Here is a 19,812-nt window from a genome sequence, read left to right as displayed (position 1 = left end):
GCTCCGCTTCTCTACAATTGTTTCGTTCGCATCACTGCTTTCAGCGAAAAAGGGGCCTACAAAACAAAAGCAGCGATTCTCTATTCATAAGAGAATCGCTGCTTCTTTGTATACAGATGGCTTACAGCATCAAGTGGAACAGGAAGGGCGCAGCCGCCAAGGTAAAGAGAGCGGCGAGCACCATCGAGATGCTGGAAATCGTGCCTGTCAGCGAACTGAATTCGAATGCTTTGGAAGTACCCGTACCATGAGCACCGGTACCGAGCAATACCCCGCGTGAAACTTCATTTTCGATACGGAACAGTTTGACGATCATCGGGCCGATAATAAGACCGCTCAATCCGGTCAGAATAACGAATACCGCCGTGACTGTCGGGTTACCGCCAATCGTTTGCGATACATTCATCGCAATAGGTGTCGTAATCGAGCGAGGAATCAGGCTGCTCAGCAGCGAGGAGTCCAGGTGCATCCACTTGGCGAGCGCCATGGAGGACAGCACGGCTACGACAGATCCAGATAACACGCTAAGCACGATTTGGGCCGCGTGTTTTTTTAACACAGGGAAATATCGGTACAAAGGGACAGCAAATGCAATCGTAGCTGGCTGTAGCAGCATGGATAGAAAATGAGCGCCTGAATTATAAGAACGGTAGTTCACACCCGTCAGCGTCAAAATCAAAATGATAACCACAGGTGTAATGAGCAATGGGGACAAATACACCTTGGGCAATGTGCGGTACATGCGTTTGGCCATCCAGTAAATAGCAAGTGTTAATACAATACATAGAAGACCGGTCATGATGATTTATGCTCCTTTCGTTTACCAAGCAGACTGGCGATCATACCTGTGCAGGCCATCACCAGAAAGGTGCCGAGCAGCACGACCAGCATAATGCTCATGCCATCGTGTTCCAGCATCGGCCAATAATTCATAACGCCAACAGCGGAGGGAATAAAGAATAATAGCAACTCGGCCAGCAACCAGTTTGCGCCAACCTCGATCCAGCTTAGTCGGACCACACGGGTTTGCAGCAGAATAAAGAGAATTAGCATACCGACGATACTACCGGGTATAGGCAGGTGGAGCCAGGAGACCACCGCGTTCAGGATGAGCGAAAAGGCCATCAGGACGGCGATCTGAAGGACACCGCGTATGAAGCTTTTCATATATAAAGTCTCCTATCTTTGAGATCCGTTATTTTCAAACTGTAATGAAATTTTACATCACAAGCTTTCATGAGTAAAATGCATATAAAGAATGAAGTCTATTCCGTTTGTCTATGGAAGAAGGTGTAGCTTTGGATATCCGACATTTGCAATATTTTCTGGAAGTCGCGCGGTTACGCAGCTTTACGAAGGCAGCACAGAGCATGTTTATTACTCAGCCGACGATTAGTAAGACGATTAAAAGCCTGGAAGAAGAACTGGGAGTTACTTTGTTCGATCGTATTGGCAAAAGAATCGAACTGACGGATGCGGGCAAGATCATTGAGCTTCAAGCACAAGCGATTGTGAAGTCCTTTCAGAGCCTGTCCTCGGAGCTGAGTGATTTGATGAACCTGAAAAAAGGACATATCCGCATTGGTCTGCCTCCTATGGTCGGATCGAGCTTTTTTCCGCGTGTCATTGGAGAGTTCCACAAGGCCTTTCCCGATGTGACCATTCAATTGTTCGAGGATGGAGCGAAGAAAGTGGAGCAGGACGTAGAAGCTGGGGCACTGGATATCGGGGTGATTGTGCTGCCTCCGGTTGGAGATATGTTTGAGACATTTCTATTTGTGGAGGAAAAGCTGAATTTGCTCGTTCATCCCACGCATGCATTGGCCGACTGCAAGGAGGTGCCGCTATCTGCGTTAGCAGAGGAGGCGTTTGTGCTGTTCCGTGAGGATTTTACGCTACACGACCGTATCATTGCCGAATGTGTTCGTGCTGGCTTTCAGCCGCGTGTAGTCTATGAAAGCTCTCAATGGGATTTGATCAGCGAAATGGTTGCTGCCAACCTAGGAGTAGCGTTATTGCCGGAGGCGATATGCCGGGATTTGGATTCCGAACGCTTGCGTGTTCTTCCATTGGTAGACCCTGTCATTCCTTGGCATTTGGGGATGATCTGGCGGAACGATCGGTATCTGTCCTTTGCTGCTAGAGAGTGGATATCTTTCACACAGCGATTGTTGCGGACAGAATATGGCGGAAGTCGTCGGTGAGAAGGACGGATATGGCTTACTTCATAAAAAAGCTGCCCTGAGGGGCAGCGAAGTAGCTTGCTTCTATGAGTGTGTTTGGTTTATTGCGCGCTTGGTGTGAAGGTACTTGTCCATAATACGGTCAAGCCTGGAGGATTTGTCCAATACACGTTCATCTCTTAATCCGTGTAAGTCAGCCATGCGATTCAGTTCACGGCGTTCTTTTTCCATGAGTTTTTCCAATTGTTCGAGGTTCACAAAGCCCACCCCCCATGTCGATTGTAAGGCATGTCTCCACTAGCGGCAGCAGTTTTTTTGATAATGATGTTATTTCCATTTTACCACTTTTTATTAACATTAATCCAGCTTTCCTGACATTTAGCGACTAATAATTATGGTTTTGCCAACTCTACCCGATTGCGTCCTGATCGTTTAGCTTCATATAACGCTTCGTCTGCCTTTTCCAATAAACGTCTCGATACAATAGCAGGAGAGCTGCCTGCTCCGATGGATACGGTTAAGGAGATTATGGTTCCGTCATTCAAGAGAAAACATTCATTTTCCACAGCTTTTCGAATCTTCTCGGCAAAGTTTGCCGCCTTTTCGGTATCACAATCTCCGAGTAGAATTGCGAATTCCTCTCCGCCTTTACGGGAGGGGTATGCTCTCGTTGTAGATTCCCGATTTAACAAAATTCCCAGTTGGCTTAAGACGGCGTCTCCGTTCAAATGGCCATACGTATCATTAATTTTTTTAAAGTGGTCAATATCTAGCATCACAAGTCCAAAGGGTTTTTTTGTAGTCTTGGAAGCATGAAGTACCTCTTCGAACAGCGCATCAAAAGCACGCGGACTGTATAGCCCGGTTAAATGATCGCGGTTCGCAGCCTCTTCCAGCAGGTGAATAGCCCGTTCTGTTTTTTTGATATGGGACATCATAAAATAAGTGAACAAGCCGCCAAGAATCTTCACGGTTGTGATCATTATTATAAATTCTAAGTTGGGTGAATTAGCTACAAAGAAAGTAGATAACAGCGACACAATAACAGCCCCAAGCACGGCTGACATCCATTTGCTGAGTGTTAGCTTTTTTTCTCGAATAAAGATAAGTGAAACGACTAATGTCACGAAGCAATTGACCGTAGCAGTCAGAGAAATGTCCGTCCACCCCCCTGTGATGTAAATACGATACAAGATGACGATCAGGGTGGTCAGCAAACCGGATATCGTTCCTCCTATATAAACAGATATGATAATCGCCAATTGGCGCAGATCAACCACAAAGTGCCCATGGATCCATAAACCGGTCATCATTAACAGAATGCCAAACAGACCCAGCATTAAACCGTTCATTACCTGATGAATGAGAGCGTGGTTTGTCAGGTAACGTTCATATTTCCGGGATAATAAATTTCCAAAGAATAAGAAGCTTGTTAATAACGCAAAATTGTTAATTAATTCTTTTAACATGTCCCCGTCCTTTTTGCTGTAATGTGAGTTGTAGTATGTTGGGAATAAAGTAAAAGGCCTCGTTTCTATATTTCGGTAAAAAGTAGATATGAATGAATACCAATCGACCACAAACGATTCTTATGTCCCTTACGTTTCGTTGATCTACGTGGTACAGTGTAAGGACTATGACCGGAACGGGTGATCGTATGAAGGAACCAATTCACATTTCGGTGCGTCCACTTGTGGAGTATGTGCATCGAAGTGGCAGCATTCAGAGCGGCTTTCGTTCGAATAGCAGTATGCAGGAAGGAACTCGCGTGCATCAGGTTATCCAGAAAGGTTACAAGGAGCATGACCGCAAAGAGGTACATTTACGTACAGAAATTTCGTATGAGGGCGAATTGTTTATCATCGAAGGCCGCTGTGACGGACTGATTGAGCTGGATGGCAAATGGACGGTTGATGAAATTAAATCGATCTCTCAGCCCCTCGAAGATATTCAGGGGGACGGCCACCCCGTGCACTGGGCACAAGCATTTCTGTATGCCTATATGATTGCTCGTGAGGAGCAGCATCATTCCATGCAGGTTCAACTTACTTATGTACAAGCACACAGTGAAGACATTCGCCGCTTCAGACGGATGCTATCTTTTGCAGAACTGGAAGCTTTCGCTCAGGAGATGATTGCTGGTTATGCACCGTATGCATTCCTGCTGAGAGCACATGCGGAGAAGAGGGATGCCAGTATTGCTATGTTGGACTTTCCTTTTGACACATATCGTTCAGGTCAGCGAACTCTAGCGGGTTCGGTGTACAAGACGATTGCCGAAGGGGTTAACCTGTTTGCCAAAGCACCCACAGGTATCGGTAAAACGGTATCCACCTTGTATCCTGCGATTAAGGCGATCGGCGAAGGACTGGCTAGGCGAGTATATTATGTAACGGCTCGTACCACCACTCGGGCAGCAGCTGAAGAAGCTTATGCCCGAATGCAGGCTCAAGGGCTGCACATGCATGTGGTAACGTTGACGGCGAAGGATAAAATTTGCTTTAAGGATGAACATGATTGTGATGCTGGATCATGCAGCATGTGTGAGGGCTATTACGACCGGATCAACGGTGCAGTATCCGATATTTTGGCGAATGAGACGTTAATGACGCGGGCGGTGATTGAGCATTATGCGCGCAAGCATAAGGTATGTCCCTTTGAATTTTCGCTAGATGTGGCGTATGCCTCGGATGGTATAATCAGTGATTATAATTATGTTTTTGATCCACGGATTTCTTTGAAGAGATTGCTGGAAGAGCACAAGCGAAAAGGTGTTGTGCTGGTGGATGAGGCGCATAATCTGGTGGAACGCGGTCGGGACATGTTTTCGGCGGAAATCCTGAAATCTTCTTTTTTGGAACTGAAAAGAGAATTTAAGTTGCTAAGCCCGGAGGTTACTACGACTGCGAGTGCAGTGAACGCACATATGATTACGCTGCGCAAGCTGCATGCAGATACAGGAAAAGCAGTGGAAACAGCAGCACCGCAAGAGGTGCTGGAGTTATTGGTGCCCTTTGTGGAGGCCGCTGAACGTGAACTGGTGACGGGGAACAGTACAAGTCGCTCAAGTAGTGAAAGTACGGCCTACGCATTGCTTTTGGATACGTATTTTACCGCCCAAAATATGCTGCGAATCGCTGCTTTATACGATGAACGTTACGTTACTTATATTGAAGCAGGGCGCAGTGAGGTGAGGATCAAACTGTTCTGCCTCGATCCTTCGCACTTGCTGGGACAGGCTGTAAAGAACTACCGCTCGACTATTTATTTTTCGGCGACGTTGACACCGCTTGCTTATTACCGGGACATGCTTGGAGCAAGCGAGGAAGACTATACGTTACAGGTCCCTTCCCCTTTCCATCAGGAGCAATGGGATGTACGTCTGCTGCCGCTCTCCATCCGTTATCGGGATCGTGAGCGTTCTAAAGGGGCGATTGCGGATATGCTGGCTGGATTGGTTGCGGAGCGGAAAGGGAACATCCTCGTGTTTTTCCCGTCTTATCCGTATCTGCGAGAGGTATACGAGGAGTTCATGCTTCAGGACGTGTCTGCAGATACATTGGTACAAAGTCCGGGTATGACCGAACCGGAGCGTGATCGGTTCCTAGAGGCCTTCCAACCTGGGCAAGAGCGCACCCTGCTCGGCTTTGCCGTACTAGGTGGTGTCTTTGCTGAAGGTGTCGATTTACCTGGGGATCGCTTGAACGGGGTAGTGGTCGTCGGCGTCGGCTTGCCGCAAATTGGAGCGGAGCGGGATGTGCTGCGGGATTATTTTTCGGAACAGGGACGAAATGGTTTCAACTATGCGTATGTATATCCGGGGATGAACAAGGTTCTTCAGGCAGGTGGCAGACTTATTCGCACAGAGCATGACGAGGGGCTGCTGGTCCTGGTAGATGATCGTTTTGCCAAGGAGCCATATGCCTCTTTGCTGCCAGATGAGTGGAAAAGCTACCGTTTGACGGAACAAGCGGGATTAAGGAAGGAATGGATGGACTATGAATTTTAATTTTCATAATGATTCCATACGCGGGGTGCTGCGTAGCTTTGGACATGAGGATGCCGAAGTAGATAATATAGAGACATTTGTGACATTTGCGCGCTTGGCTAACGGTATTTTCAGAGAAATGGATACAGATTTGACCAAACTGGGGGCTTCTCAGGGCCGGATTATCGTTCTTAGCTTGTTGCATTGCCATGCGCCGCATCGCATGACACCATCGGAGTTAGCGGAAAAAGCGGATGTCACGCGTGGGACCATGACGGGACTGATCGACGGTTTGGAGCGAGATGGAATGATAGAACGTGTGGCTCACGAGAGTGACGGACGGATGGTGACTGTCGGATTAAAAGAGGCAGGACGAGAACTGTTAAGCAAGATAGTCCCTTATTATACGAAGCTGATTCGGTCATGCATGTCTGAGTTTACGCCGCAGGATCATAAGATGATGAAGGGTTTACTGGGGAAAATGAAAGGCGGTTTTGAGCGGTCGTTGCCAAAAAGCTGAATCCCTGATGTCGGGAATAAGGAATAGGAGAGGGAAATATGTTCTTTTATACAGATGAGGTCTATGAAGGCCGTGATTTTGGCTCAATGGATGCCAGAGAAGGCGAGTGGAGAAATTGCGAGTTTACCCGATGTCGCTTTCGGGGTGTGGAGATGAATGAGTCCCTTGTGGAAGACTGTACTTTTGTGGATTGTGATTTTACCGGAGCCATTCTGAATGCATCTCACTACAAGGAGTCCGCTTTTACCAATTGTCTATTCACCAGCGCGAATCTGTTTGTAGTCCGGTTTGATAACTGTAAGCTGGTAGGTTCAGACTTTGCGGGGGCGAATATGGATGGTATCACGATTACGGGCGGAGACTGGTCTTATACGAATTTGCGTCATGCAGATTTAAGAAAACAGGATTTGCGAAAAATACGATTCAAGGAAGCTGATTTATCCGAATGCCATCTGGAAAAGGCAGATTTGCGCGAGGCGGATCTTACCCGGGTAAGGCTGCACAAAGCCCACCTTCAAGGAACCGACCTGCGCGGTGCGAAGATGGATGGCGTGAATTTTAAAGATCTGGACATCACCGGAGCCAAGTTGGATATCGAACTGGCAGTAGCAGTGGCCCGCTCTTATGGTGCCAAGATAGATGGTTAAAAGCACGGAGATACAGGAGCTGTCTCGACCTGTGTTACCCCGTGCTGGAGAATTGGAGGAATACTAAATCTCTGATAGATTAATCTTTATGGGATGCCGGCAGTAGCGGAATCGCTGCTTCTGGATTCTGATTTGGTAACTTATCGACACCCACGGGGTCTAGAGGTTGCTGTGGTACCGTCCAGTTGCGTGCCGTATCTGCGGCAGTTTGCTGATCCAGAAGGCGTTTAGCTACTTCGTAGCACTCATCGATATGCCGATTGCCAATGGTCCGCATCGCAGTAAAGCCAATCGCTGCGGCTAGTCCTTGCCCCAGTAGAGGGACAAACTTGCTAACCTGCTTGGTGGCGATGCGAATGCCCATTTTCTGCAAAATCTTCACGATGGCTTCTCGGGTGATGAGTCGCCCGATCAGCTTGCTGCCAATTGAAGTGATAAAGCCATACACCATCGACTTGGTTTCTGCATCCAGACCATCCAGCTGCTGCTCAGATAATCCGAATTTTTCATTAATGGCAGGCAGCAGCTGCATCAAAATGCCGACATCAGCAAGAACGTCAGCCCCCGGAATCGGGACCAATACAGCTCCTCCCGAAGCTGTAGCCCTTCTCGTTACCATGGATTTGCACTCTTTGCGGATCTGCTCCAACTCTTCTATTGTTCGGGCTGTCATATGCATCTCTCCTTCCTACGCTTCCGATTAGGACCCATGATTCTACCCTGTTATTACACACATTTCTACCTTGATTAAGCACGGAGCAAACAAAAAAATCCCTCATTCAGGCGCTATCGCACATTTACTCCTGTGAAGCGATCAGGCATAATGAAGGATGGTTGCTGATAAGAACAAGCCTGTTTTACGGGGATAAAGGAAGGAAGAGACAGATGAGTCAGACAAACGTTTATTTTAATCATGATGGTGGCGTGGATGATTTAGTATCCCTGTTTATGCTGCTTCAGATGGAGCAAGTTCATTTGACCGGAGTATCGGTTATTCCAGCAGATGGTTACCTGGAGCCGGCGACGGATGCCAGCCGAAAAATTATTGATCGTTTTGGACAAAATAAAGGGCCTGTTGAAGTCGCCAAGTCTAATTCACGCGGTAAAAATCCGTTCCCTGCCGCTTGGCGTTTACATTCATTCTATGTAGATGCATTACCTGTGCTGAATGAATCGGGACGAATGGAAGCGCCGCTTTCATCTCTGCCAGCTCATCAGCATCTGATCGAAAAGGTACGCGGAGCTGAAGGTAAAACGCTGTTGCTATTCACTGGACCGCTAACCGATCTGGCACGGGCGCTGGATGAAGCACCGGATATTGAAGCCAAGATTGAAAAGCTGGTATGGATGGGCGGCACCTTTGAAAAAGGGAATGTGGAGGAGCCGGAGCATGACGGTACCGCAGAGTGGAATGTGTTCTGGGACCCGGAAGCGGCCTATCGGGTGTGGCAAAGCGGCATCACGATTGATCTGGTGGCGCTGGAAAGCACAAGCAAAGTGCCGTTAACTCCAGACGTACGCAATCGTTGGGCTGCCGAGCGCCGTTATGAAGGCGTTGATTTCCTGGGCAATTGCTACGCTGGATGTCCTCCGCTCGTGTACAGCGAGACGAACTCTACCTACTACCTGTGGGATGTACTGACCACTGCATCCGTAGGACGCCCGGACATTGTCAAGAAAAAGACGGTGCATTGCAGCGTTATTGCAGAAGGCCCAAGTCAGGGCAGAACGGTGGAACAGGCGGATGGACGCCCTGTGAATCTGGTATATGATACAGACCCGGAAGCTTTCTTTACGTATATGGCGGATTTGGCCAAGCAGGCTGCTCCCAAACGTTACTAAACCCAACTGTGTACAAATGTGTGGCATAAAGTGATCACACTGCCTAGTGCGTATTCATAGCAAAACCCGTGACGTTATCCGTCACGGGTTTTATTACTGTAATTGGCCCCACATGATTGCAAGCCTACCGTTTATTCAGGCTGACTCCTGATATGTTTTTAGGGTAAATTGGAGCGTTATCTCCGTCCCGTTACCAGGTTCGCTAACCCCTGTCATTGTACCATTCATTCGTTTCAACAGCTGTTTGGTAATCTGCCAACCCAAGCCGGGATTGCCATAGGAGGGAGAGGGCCCGAAGTCATGCTCCAGCCACATTTTTAGTTTATTTGGAGATATACCAATCCCCGTATCCTTTACCCTTACTTCCAATTCAGCCTCAGGCGCATTGGTCACGAACTGGGTATTTGCAGATAAGGTGACTGATCCTGTGCTTGTAAATTTCACTGCATTATCTACCAAATTGATCAGCATACGGCGAATTTTAGCCTCATCCCCGATAAAAATAGGCGAGCTTGCAAGATTCCAATCCAACCTCAATTCCAAATTCCGTTGCGCAGCTACCTCTGTGTACAAGCTCAACACATTTTCCATCATCGTTCTCAGATCAAATGGATCTTCAATGTCATCGATTTGCCCGGATTCAATTTTGCTGTAATCCAGAATATTATTCAACAGCATCATAAGCGAGCGACTGCTAGCTTCCATAATACTCATATATTGCTGTTGTTCCTCTGTTAACTCCGTGGTCATCATTAGATCCGTAGCTCCCCATATTTCAGTGAGCGAAAAACGAATTTTGTTACTCAGGGAAGAAATCAAATCCAGCTTGCTCATGGAAGAAGCTTCTGCATCGATCTTGTCTTTTTCCAGTTCAACCACATAACCCAGAAATACAGCCATAGCCTTGAGAGCCTTCATTTCTGTTTCAGTCAATTGTGCAGATGGCGCATCCAAAATACAAATGGTTCCATACCCCTGGCCATTTTTCATACGTATGGGTATTCCCGTAAATGAGTGATTTCCAATGGTTTTAGTCACATCTAAATCACGTGTTTGCGGATGAGTAGACGTTTCCGAAATGGTGAGGTGATCCGCGGAATGGTTCAGCACCAGACTGCAATAGCTAAGCTCAAAAGGAAGCTCCTCTCCATTACGAACCAGCACTTCTTCCCGGTTAAATGAATCTACAATTACATTGGTAACCCCGTCATTAGCGGCAATAAAAATGGTATTAACATGTAGAATATCACTCAACACATCAATGACATGTGCGGTAGCCTCTTGAATACTATTATAAAAACCTGTAGGTGAAGTAGTCATATGTCTCCAATCTTGATGCAAAGTGGTGGTGATCAAAACTCTAATAGTTTGTGTACCCCATTCCTGTTCCTCTGAATGTATTGTTGGAGCGTATCCTTAATTATACATCATTATTTCGTTATAAACCTGAGTCTAACTACTTCCAATTACCTATTCGTTTGCACAAAACTTCATGTCGTAGGCCGAATGCTAGCCTTTCTGGGGAGATTTTTGTTTGTAATATTACACATTCACGAAAAAATATGATTATTTTCATTCTGTTTTCATAAATTCATATGTAATCTCATGATATGAAAATTGTGTAATAAAATAGGAGAATGGAACCAGTAATATCATGTAAATATTCTATATAATAGGTTCAGAGGTGGGATTATGAATAGACATGAAGCCCTAGATCACTTCCATACGACCTATGCAGAAGATATGTTGAATGAGAAATTACATCAGGTAGCGGTTTTATATGAGCTTAGAAAAGAGGAGCTCATCTTTTCTTTTATCCAATCTTTTCAATCGATTGAAGCGTAAGTCTAATGAAGCGCAATACGCAAGGCTCCTTACTGTATGAATATTAAAATCACAGGATGAGGAAAGATCTAAACAACCTTCTACACATATTAACTGCTCTAATTTTAGTTGCTCGGTGTACTTGGCCTTATTTAATGTGCATAAAAGTTATGGCCTTATGTTTTCAAACGTTATCGTAGTTAATAGTTCTGCCCCCGCTTAATGGAGAGGCCTTATTGAGAATGGATGAGGAAGTGGTAAGAAGATGGATTTTATAAGAATCATACTGGTTGTTTCTTTTGTAGCTATTATGTCGGCATGTAGTGGGATTAAAGCAGAGAAAATTGCGTCTCCTCACCCTCAAGAAACAGCACCGAAGGGGACAACACAAGAAAGTAGAAATGCTACCGAAGAAAAAACGAGTTGGCTTTTGAATGGTCAGGAAGGCGTAGAAGATCGAGTTCAGTTCTTAACCAATTTAGATGATCCTACTGGAAAAGCTAATATCCGTATTGACGACCTGATTGACACCATGCAAACTCGGGAGGAACGTCTAAAATATCGTGGCTCGCAGGTGTATGTTGGGGAAATAACAAGTGACGGCAGTCGTATGTCGATTATAAGAGATATTTATGGGGAGCAACCAGAAGAGTCACTCATTATTGAAGTGTACAACCTGGATGCGGAAGAAAAAGAGAGAGAGTTTAAATTGCCACCAGCTGCTCAATATCCTGTGATCTCTTCTGATTTAAGTAAATATATATATGTAATGAACGGGAATTTGTATTTATATGATGCAGTAAGTAACCAAACTACAGAAGTGAAGAATGAAAAGGGCGAAGCAGACGTGAGCAATATTTCTCATGGGCAAGGAATGTTTTCACCAGATAACACCAAGTTTTATTTTGTGGATGATCAGTCAGGGATCGTAATGCTTGATCTGTCTGGAAATAGTGGTGCAAAGCGCCTGCTTGTAGGAACTGATGTCTCGAGTATTATGCAATGGGGTCAGGGGAACCAACTTATTTATACCACTTATAAAAAAGATGATACTTTCATAAACGATATTTACTCACTTGATGTACCCACTGGAAAAGTACAGTTTATAACTAAAAATGAGGGCGAATTCATTCTATCCCCTGATCACAAAAAACTAGTACTAGCCGATGATGAGGTTGTAAAAATGTTCATGATTGATGTAGCTAGTGGAAAAAAAGAAGATATTTCGTCTATTGTAAGTGGTGAAGGTACTTGGGTAGTACCAATACAGTGGATAAATACAAAAATTAATTATATGAAGTATAGCAACAAGGTCGAAGTGAACAAAATAACCGCCTCTTCCACATTGTCTAATCAGGGAAATCGTTCTTTTCGTGTGAACAATTTAACGGATGATAATAATTTAACCCCTTGGTGTGAAGGATCTATGACAGGTGGAGTAGGGGAAACGGTAACTATAGATTTGGGTTCAGCTCAAGAGGTCAGAGGTATAGAGATGATTGATGGAATTATGTGGGTTAACAATAAGTATATAGACATGAATACCATCCAGAGGATGAAACTTGATTTCTCGGATGGGCAATCGACAGTGCTTGAGAACAATGACACACGTTTTAAGTTCAATGAACCTATACGAACTTCTTTCGTTAAGATTACTATCCTGGAAGTGAAAAAAGGCGCAGACCTCCCCAATAGTTGCATAGGTGAGCTGAAGTTATTGTGATGAATTGTAGAAAATGAGGAAAATTTATGATGCAGATAAATAAAATTGCGTTGCTCGTCTTGATCTTTTCTATACTAGGCGGGTGTATACAATCGAATGAGGACCAAAAAGCGCAGGAGCAGAATGAAAATCATGCTGCTGTCTCTCAGCCCAAGAAACTTCCTCCGGCAAAAAGGCCCATAAATTGGTTGTTGTTTGAAGCGGAAAATGGAAACATGCCTATGGATTTCTTAGCTGACATGGATGATCCTACAGGCAATACCTATATTGATCTAGACGACATTATAGGTAAATTACATGCAAGTGAAGGTGAAATGTATCCTGAAAATGAGTTGTATCTGGCTGGGTTCTCGGATGATGGCAAACATATCGCTTTATGTAGAGAATCGCAGGATTTGGATTATTTAATCATTAAAATCTTTGATCTGTCTACCACAAAGAAAATAACTGAATTTAAGGTGCCGAATAGGGACTACGCTGTTATGTCTCCTGACTTACGCAAATGTGTTTACACAGATGATGCTGCCTTTTTTTATTATATAAATCAGGTGCAGAAAACGAAAGCATTAGGGCATTTAAACGATGGTCACTATCTCGTTCTTCCCGTGTTCTCACCTGACAGTAACCGATTTGCCCTTGTAGATAGTAACCATAATATATTGATCTATGACTTGTCCAAGAATAAGCTAATCCAACAAATCAAGCTAGGGATAGAGGGAATACAGATCGAACAGTGGCTTTATAACGATCAATTGTTGCTCTCTTCTTACGTTAATGATAAGGCGTATTTGCTCAATATCAGAACAGAGGAGAAGAGGTTACTAATGAAAGCCACAGCCTCTCCTGTTATAACCTCGGATAACCATAGGGTCGCTTATTTGAATTCGAAGGGTGAAATGCAACAACGAGACATCCAAACAGGTCTGCCTATAAAATACTCCAGTGTATTCCACAGGATAGGCTATAACGTGTCCCCTACACAATGGATACAAACTACAACGGATTTGATGAAATATCGGAAAAGTATTCCGGCACAGAGAATTGTTGCTTCATCTACACTTCCAGATCAGGCGGGGAACTCCTATGCTGCCCGTAACATCATGGATGGAAATGCGAGCACAGCCTGGTGTGAAGGAGTTAAAGGAGACGGGATCGGGGAGTGGATCAAAATTGACTTTGGTTCTGTGCAAGAATTGAAGGGTTTTGAACTTATTAATGGCTTAGCTAAGTCATCTAATGCTTTCCAAGTAAATAATAGAGTTAACCGAATGAAACTGGAGTTTTCGAATGGACAGACTTTGATGATAGATAATGATTTTATAAGCAACCAATTTCTTGATAAGTCTATTCATACTTCATTCGTGAAAATAACAATTGAGGCCGTAGAGCGAGGAACCAAATATCACGATACCTGTATGTCGGAGATACGATTCTTCTAATATTGCCCAAAAAACGGGAACCCACATCGCAAATGTAAAGGCTGAATGGGAAGCAACAAGCAAATAAGGCTCCTAAGGAGCCTTATTTGAGTCTGATGGTTTATACTCTTTTAGCACTATTATGTAGCCGTAAAGGTGAATTTTATTAGTTACATCTGTCATGCATTCTCTTTAGCATCACAATTAAAGAAGATGTTCATCTATGCAATTTTCTCCTAACATACAGTTACAAAGACCTATTCCGCCTAAGCTATGTACTATGACCAGAAATACTGAATCCAATGACTTTATACTTATTTTTCCTCCCGGCTATATCGCTCGTAAATAGGATGCACTATAATTATACTACTTCTTAATTTGGGAAAAATTAGACGTTGAAATTTATAATAGCCCTTCTCAGGAAGAAGGGGTCTTGTATTTGGGAACTTCGCTGTCGATAAACCAATCTGGTCCAGAGACGTCGATTACTTCTTTGGTTTTATAACTGTAATAAATAGTAATCTTGCTGTCTTCGTGACCTTTAATGTACCCATACAGATATATTCTTGAGTGGACAGCAGGATCATCCACAGTATAATCCTTTAGTATAAAATCGGCATTATAGTGTTCTTTAATAAACTCCACGCCGATGGGAGTAGCGACGTCTACTAATTCTTTCTTCTCTTTGTCGGACAAGCTGGAACAACCTCCTAAATACATAACAATTAAAATAAGTGCCAGAATCAGTGGGATTTTTCTGTTCAAGTTACAATTCTCCTTTTCTGGTAATCACCTTTTTCATAACTCTATAATATATTTACACAATAGACAAGGTGGGAATAACTTGACCTACATAAACGACAAAACATATTGGACCATTGCAGATAGAGTTTATGACCGGGAGTTGACTGCTAAAGATTCTAAAAGCAGAATCCTTCCTGATTGGAAGATTGTTGAACCCGAAGGAGCTATGTTGCATGACACGAACGGTTCGGGATTCGATGCGACCGTATTCCATAACGAAAAAACCAATCAGGTGATCATCGGTTATAGAGGTACAGAACCTCCGGATCGGCCCAAGTGGAGCGTGGCGATGGACTGGGGAACGGATTTTAGCGATGTCGTCGGAGGACGCGCGAAAACGTTGGAAGAAGTCCATCAATATTATGAAAATAATAAGGAAGAGGTGGCCAAACTCCCACCACAAGTGCAAACTGCATTTCTTCAATATGAGGAAAAATATCAGAATAATCAATTTACACAAGCTCAAAATCTATATGATGTTGTAAGAAAAGAGTATCCCTCTGCTGAAATAACGACCACAGGCCATTCTCTGGGAGGAGCGGAGGCAGAATATGTGGCGGTGCGGAACGGACTGTCATCCGTCAGTTATAATCCACCAAGCATTGTACATCTATTGCCGGATGATCTTCAAAGGAAGGTGGAAAATGGCGATTTTCGAAAGACGAATGTCGCTTATGTCAATCCGAAAGATACCATTGGTTCGGGAGTTAAAGATGCACAGCCACATGTGGGTGCAACCTACTTTATGGACAATGATTATAAGACAGCTAATGAAGCCAAAATCACTGTTCCTGTTTCATTACCAGTCAAAAGGGAAAATAAGTGGGCTGACTTTTTTTTGGGACCCAAATGGTCTCCCATTGTCTATGTTCCGATTACGCTGCCTATGATGCAGCAAGATCCGATTACGAAGTTCTATAATTCAGTATTTGGAGAAGCAACACATAGCATGGAGCATTTCACATTTGATGAGAACGGCAATATCAGCAATCCGCTGTACACTATGGACGGACAATTGGTAGAAGGTAATCCGCGGGTGCAGGCGTACGAGCAAATGCTGGCCGCACAGGCAGAGCTTAAGCAAGTCATGGGCAATTTGGTCGAACGCTACGGGGGACAATTAGGTGCCTTCGGGCAGTTTGCTGCTAATGCACTCGGTGTGAATTTGATGGGAGCAGGCCAAAATGACCGCGCTAATGGTGGAGCTTATTTTGTAGGCAACAAAAATGGGGGCACAATTCAATTAACACCCGAAGAGCTAAAGCATGCGGCAAATCAGATGCGTTCTAGTTTACATGGATTTTCCAGTGATACCCGTGCGTCCATTCAGTTATTTCAGGCTCATATCGGGACAAGTGAAAGTCAGTCTTTGACCCCGCTTGCGCATAGTGCTACGGCGACACTGGATCGAATTAATCGCTGGTATCAGGAGTCGATCACAGAGATAGCAGAGTATATCGATCGTAAGGGCCAGGAATTTACGATGGTGGATCAATAAGAAAGAGCAGCTGGAAGAACACAACAGGAGGCGAAAGAGATGAGCAGAATATCTTTGAGCCTGGGGGATCTGCGGAGAGCTGTACAGCAGTGCGAGCAGCTAAGGCAAAGACTTCAGCATCAGGAGCAGCAGATGAAAAATATATATAGTCGTCTGCAAGACTGGCGAGGCGAATCGGCTGCTGAATTAACACGCAAAATGGAGGCGTTTCTCCAAGGAACCACATTACGGATTCACGAGTTGGATGAGCATAAAGAGCAGTTGAAACGTTATATTCGCAAAATGGAAGAAGCTGATCGACGGGAAGAAAAGCGTAAACGAGCAGCACAATGGTGACAGGCGTATATCATAGCTAACTTTATGCTGTTGTGGCCAGCTACATAACTTACAAGAACCGTACTATCGCTAGGAGACTTCTGCGGGGTACGGTTTAATTGTGTGTACATATATACTACATATATAGTAGAAGGAAAAAAATATCTCACGGAATGCGGCGATAGTAATCTTGAAGTCTGCATCTTAAGGTTGCTGTTATTTTGGAGCATTGTTGTACGAGCTACAGTTAATGTAAGTTTCATCTGATCGATTGAAATAGTAAATTGTTTCCTTTCGTTGTTATCGTCCCTTTGGTAGGATGGATCTAAACCGAGATTTTTGAGATCAGTAAGTATAAAAATGTCGCAAAGCTACAAACTTCGACATATTGTTCGCTTTTTCGCGATATACGTTATTGAATCAGGGATTTTTGTTTGCTATTTAGCGTATATTTATGTATAATCTATCGTGTTGAAAGATTGATTGTACGTAATATGCTGATGAGGGTGGGTTCATGACGCTGCTCGACAGTAACGAAAGCAAAAAGCGGATGTGCCAGATTTACAATGAAGTTTCAAAGGAACTGTTCGGCTTCGGGACCACGCTGTTGCGGGCCACCGTTGAGAACAACATTGTTACCTTTGTAGCGAAGCACCGGCGTTCTCCACGCTCGGCGGCATTGGAAGTGGAAGCCCCTGGCTTGAAGCTGGAAGTGGATTTCCGAATGTCCATGCTGTATAAGAAGAGACTTCGCGAGAAGCTGATTGAGGATATGGAGCTCGATATAGAAGCTTTACTGCGCGATTATGATTCAGCAACGCAGTGGGCTATTACGAACATCATACTGAAAGAGTCCTAATAAAATTGGATATTCGGCTTTTCGCTTCGGATCTATCTGAGGGGAGAACCTGTTATAACGCGCAGCGGGATCAACTTATTCTTTGTTTACGAAGAAAAGTATTCTTGTTTTACAAGAGTACTTTTCTTTTTTGTGTCATAAGGTGTGCAGAATAAAAAAACAGGGGGAGTTTCATATGAAAAAGTGGTTTAAAGGATTTATGGCTGTGACCTTGGCATCTGTGGTACTGGCAGGTTGCGGCAGCAATGCTACTAGTGGTCAGACAGATGGAAAAGATGGCTCAGCTGATGGGAAAAAGAAACTAGTTATTTCCACATGGGGCTTCTCCGAGGACTTTTTTAATAAAGAAGTGTACGAGCCTTTTGAAAAGGAACATAACGTTGATATTGTTGTAGAAATCGGAAATAATGCGGAACGATTGAACAAAATCAGTCAAGGCAGCACTGATGTCGATCTGATTTATCTGTCTGATTATTATGCCCAACAGGGAATTCAACAGGGGCTATTCGAGAAGTTGGATCGCAGTAAAGTGCCAAACTTGAACCAAATTTATGATATTGCCAAAGCACCACTGGGTGAGGAATATGGTCCTGCTTATACAGTTGGACGTCTTGGTATTGCCTATAATCCAGAGCTGGTGAAAAAAGATGTGACCTCCTGGGCCGATCTGTGGGACACGGAATTCAAAGGAAACGTGACTCTGCCGAATATTACGGCAACGGCTGGCCCGATGATGGTAGACGCGGCTTCCAAGGTAGCGGGTAGCAAGGAATTTAATGAAGACCAAGCCTTTGGGAAGCTGAAGGAGCTGAGTCCGAATATTGTTAAGTTTTATAGTAAAACGTCCGAGTTCGTAAACATGTTTAGCCAGCAGGAAATTGCAGGCGGTCCGATTATGGAAATGTATTTCAAAGATTTGCAGGCTGCCGTGCCAGGTGCGAAATTTGTAGCTCCTAGTGAGGGTGCTTATGCAGTCATGAACACGATTAATGTAGTGAAAGGCTCCGACCAGAAGGAGCTGGCTGAGGAATTTATCAACTGGCAGCTGAGCAAGGAAGTTCAAGAAAAATCCGCCAAGGCAAAGGTTGATTCTCCGGTGAACACACAGGTAGTACTATCCGGTGCAGATACTCAAGGGATTACGTATGGTGCAGATGTAGTGAATAAGCTAACCAAGCTGGATATGAAATTCGTTAACGACCATATCAAGGCATGGACAGATCGCTGGAACCGGGAAGTTACACAATAATGAAAAAGATCATATTAGATGTAGATACAGGCATTGATGATGCGTTGGGTATTTTACTTGCGGCCAAAAGTGGTCAGCTGGATATCCAAGCGATTACTACGGTATGCGGGAATGTTTCACTTAAACAAGCAACACTGAATACATGCAAAATCCTCAACCTGCTGGAAAGACCGGATATTCCGGTCTTTCGGGGGGCAGAGGCTCCATTAATACGAAAAGGCCTGCACGAGCACCGTGTTCATGGAGAAGACGGCATCGGAGGTGCATTGAGTGGAATAGTCCCAGCCATCTCTGCATCCGAAGGTTTTGCACCGGATATCATCATTGAGACCGTGATGGCTCACTCGGGGGAAGTAACGCTGGTTTGCACCGGACCGCTCACCAATCTGGCGTTGGCGTTGCTGAAGTGTCCCGATCTGACGGATCACGTCCATGAGGTTATTTTTATGGGCGGTGTTATTCACGGGTGCGGCAATATTACACCTGTAGCGGAGTATAACATGTATGCTGATCCTGAAGCCGCACGGATCGTATTTCACGCTGGATTTAGTCGATTGATACAGGTTGGTCTGGATGTAACACGCAAGGCACTGCTGACTGCGGATCATGTTGCTCGTCTGACCCGTCCAGAGATTCGTAATTATGTAGCTGAAAGCACGGCCGTGTATACCAAGCGTTATGAAGAACGCAACGGCGTAAAAGCGTGTGCGCTTCATGACCCGCTTGCCGTAGGTGTGGCATTGAATTCGAGGTTAGTAGATACCTCGCTGTTATATGTGGACGTGGAAACCTCCAGTCGCATATGTGACGGACAAACGGTAGGAGATGTACAGAACCGTCTCAATCATAGTTCCAATATGAACGTGTGCGAGCAGGTGGACAGCGAAGCTTTTCTGGAGCTGTTTATCCAGGTGCTGAACAAGGAATAACATTTTGATAACC

20 protein-coding genes are annotated in these 19,812 nt (G+C 44.6%); 13 read left to right on the top strand and 7 right to left on the bottom strand.

Features of this window, described 5'->3' with window-relative positions; translation table 11 throughout:
- Window positions 1-121: 121 nt before the first annotated feature.
- Together OIU26_RS11945 and OIU26_RS11940 are read right to left on the bottom strand one after the other, a co-directional pair.
- The gene (locus OIU26_RS11945; protein ID WP_013373600.1) at window positions 122-799 is read right to left on the bottom strand and encodes a CidB/LrgB family autolysis modulator; all 678 of its coding nucleotides are present in this window, start codon (window positions 797-799) and stop codon (window positions 122-124) included.
- Complete coding sequence (locus OIU26_RS11940) at window positions 796-1,167, bottom strand: CidA/LrgA family protein (protein ID WP_013373599.1); 372 nt, start codon at window positions 1,165-1,167, stop codon at window positions 796-798. Before OIU26_RS11940 ends, OIU26_RS11945 begins: the two co-directional genes overlap by 4 nt.
- A 131-nt stretch (window positions 1,168-1,298) precedes the next feature.
- Here OIU26_RS11940 and cidR point away from each other — a divergent pair, with 131 nt between their 5' ends.
- Complete coding sequence (cidR, locus tag OIU26_RS11935; RefSeq protein WP_436449146.1) at window positions 1,299-2,204, top strand: cidABC operon transcriptional activator CidR; 906 nt, start codon at window positions 1,299-1,301, stop codon at window positions 2,202-2,204.
- 63 nt (window positions 2,205-2,267) lie between these two features.
- On the opposite strand, the gene OIU26_RS11930 is transcribed toward cidR, so the two are convergent.
- On the bottom strand, window positions 2,268-2,441 hold the full coding sequence (locus OIU26_RS11930; protein WP_013373596.1) for an aspartyl-phosphate phosphatase Spo0E family protein: 174 nt from the start codon (window positions 2,439-2,441) through the stop codon (window positions 2,268-2,270).
- 134 nt (window positions 2,442-2,575) lie between these two features.
- A complete protein-coding gene (locus tag OIU26_RS11925) occupies window positions 2,576-3,652 on the bottom strand; it encodes a diguanylate cyclase (protein WP_264216946.1) in 1,077 nt (358 codons plus the stop codon).
- A 167-nt stretch (window positions 3,653-3,819) separates the two neighbouring features.
- On the opposite strand from OIU26_RS11925, the gene OIU26_RS11920 reads away from it, so the two are divergent.
- The 3 genes from OIU26_RS11920 to OIU26_RS11910 are packed head-to-tail and all read left to right on the top strand — an operon-like array spanning window position 3,820 to window position 7,338.
- Window positions 3,820-6,192: an ATP-dependent DNA helicase gene (locus OIU26_RS11920; protein WP_264216945.1), complete on the top strand. Its 2,373-nt coding sequence runs from the start codon at window positions 3,820-3,822 to the stop codon at window positions 6,190-6,192.
- A complete protein-coding gene (locus OIU26_RS11915; RefSeq protein ID WP_040102632.1) occupies window positions 6,182-6,691 on the top strand; it encodes a MarR family winged helix-turn-helix transcriptional regulator in 510 nt (169 codons plus the stop codon). The genes OIU26_RS11920 and OIU26_RS11915 overlap by 11 nt, the downstream gene beginning before the upstream one ends.
- A gap of 38 nt (window positions 6,692-6,729) precedes the next feature.
- Window positions 6,730-7,338: a pentapeptide repeat-containing protein gene (locus OIU26_RS11910; protein WP_025676762.1), complete on the top strand. Its 609-nt coding sequence runs from the start codon at window positions 6,730-6,732 to the stop codon at window positions 7,336-7,338.
- A 79-nt stretch (window positions 7,339-7,417) separates the two neighbouring features.
- Here OIU26_RS11910 and OIU26_RS11905 read toward each other — a convergent pair whose 3' ends face one another.
- Window positions 7,418-8,011, bottom strand: a complete 594-nt coding sequence (locus OIU26_RS11905) for a hypothetical protein (RefSeq protein ID WP_264216944.1) — start codon at window positions 8,009-8,011, stop codon at window positions 7,418-7,420.
- 212 nt (window positions 8,012-8,223) lie between these two features.
- Between OIU26_RS11905 and OIU26_RS11900 the strand changes: the two genes are divergently transcribed.
- Complete coding sequence (locus tag OIU26_RS11900) at window positions 8,224-9,180, top strand: nucleoside hydrolase (RefSeq protein ID WP_264216943.1); 957 nt, start codon at window positions 8,224-8,226, stop codon at window positions 9,178-9,180.
- 135 nt (window positions 9,181-9,315) lie between these two features.
- On the opposite strand, the gene OIU26_RS11895 is transcribed toward OIU26_RS11900, so the two are convergent.
- Entirely contained in the window at window positions 9,316-10,500 is a 1,185-nt protein-coding gene (locus OIU26_RS11895; protein ID WP_025676766.1) for a sensor histidine kinase, read from the bottom strand.
- A 372-nt stretch (window positions 10,501-10,872) separates the two neighbouring features.
- On the opposite strand from OIU26_RS11895, the gene OIU26_RS11890 reads away from it, so the two are divergent.
- The 3 genes from OIU26_RS11890 to OIU26_RS11880 all read left to right on the top strand — a co-directional run bounded on the left by OIU26_RS11890 (window position 10,873) and on the right by OIU26_RS11880 (window position 14,166).
- Complete coding sequence (locus tag OIU26_RS11890) at window positions 10,873-11,025, top strand: hypothetical protein (RefSeq protein ID WP_264216942.1); 153 nt, start codon at window positions 10,873-10,875, stop codon at window positions 11,023-11,025.
- Window positions 11,026-11,269: 244 nt separating this feature from the next.
- Window positions 11,270-12,727 carry an NADase-type glycan-binding domain-containing protein gene (locus OIU26_RS11885; protein ID WP_264216941.1) on the top strand — a complete coding sequence of 486 codons (1,458 nt, stop codon included), beginning with the start codon at window positions 11,270-11,272 and terminating at the stop codon, window positions 12,725-12,727.
- A gap of 26 nt (window positions 12,728-12,753) precedes the next feature.
- Window positions 12,754-14,166 (top strand): NADase-type glycan-binding domain-containing protein, encoded by a 1,413-nt coding sequence (locus OIU26_RS11880; RefSeq protein ID WP_264216940.1) that lies wholly within the window; start codon window positions 12,754-12,756, stop codon window positions 14,164-14,166.
- A gap of 396 nt (window positions 14,167-14,562) precedes the next feature.
- Here the strand turns inward: OIU26_RS11880 and OIU26_RS11875 are convergent, their stop codons facing one another.
- Window positions 14,563-14,910, bottom strand: a complete 348-nt coding sequence (locus tag OIU26_RS11875) for a hypothetical protein (protein WP_040102645.1) — start codon at window positions 14,908-14,910, stop codon at window positions 14,563-14,565.
- A 79-nt stretch (window positions 14,911-14,989) separates the two neighbouring features.
- Between OIU26_RS11875 and OIU26_RS11870 the strand changes: the two genes are divergently transcribed.
- From OIU26_RS11870 to OIU26_RS11850, 5 genes are all read left to right on the top strand, one after another.
- On the top strand, window positions 14,990-16,447 hold the full coding sequence (locus tag OIU26_RS11870) for a lipase family protein (RefSeq protein WP_264216939.1): 1,458 nt from the start codon (window positions 14,990-14,992) through the stop codon (window positions 16,445-16,447).
- A 39-nt stretch (window positions 16,448-16,486) separates the two neighbouring features.
- The gene (locus tag OIU26_RS11865; RefSeq protein WP_013373572.1) at window positions 16,487-16,783 is read left to right on the top strand and encodes a WXG100 family type VII secretion target; all 297 of its coding nucleotides are present in this window, start codon (window positions 16,487-16,489) and stop codon (window positions 16,781-16,783) included.
- 493 nt (window positions 16,784-17,276) lie between these two features.
- Window positions 17,277-17,621 carry a hypothetical protein gene (locus OIU26_RS11860; protein WP_013373571.1) on the top strand — a complete coding sequence of 115 codons (345 nt, stop codon included), beginning with the start codon at window positions 17,277-17,279 and terminating at the stop codon, window positions 17,619-17,621.
- A 175-nt stretch (window positions 17,622-17,796) separates the two neighbouring features.
- The gene (locus tag OIU26_RS11855) at window positions 17,797-18,870 is read left to right on the top strand and encodes an extracellular solute-binding protein (RefSeq protein ID WP_264216938.1); all 1,074 of its coding nucleotides are present in this window, start codon (window positions 17,797-17,799) and stop codon (window positions 18,868-18,870) included.
- Window positions 18,870-19,799 carry a nucleoside hydrolase gene (locus OIU26_RS11850; RefSeq protein WP_264216937.1) on the top strand — a complete coding sequence of 310 codons (930 nt, stop codon included), beginning with the start codon at window positions 18,870-18,872 and terminating at the stop codon, window positions 19,797-19,799. Before OIU26_RS11855 ends, OIU26_RS11850 begins: the two co-directional genes overlap by 1 nt.
- The last annotated feature ends 13 nt before the right edge of the window (window positions 19,800-19,812 follow it).

This window comes from Paenibacillus sp. BT-177 (assembly GCF_025846815.2).
In the GTDB taxonomy this organism is placed as follows: Bacteria; Bacillota; Bacilli; order Paenibacillales; family Paenibacillaceae; genus Paenibacillus; species Paenibacillus polymyxa_C.
The sequence above is the reverse complement of the archived record's forward strand: the minus strand, read 5'-3'. Positions and strand labels throughout refer to the sequence as shown.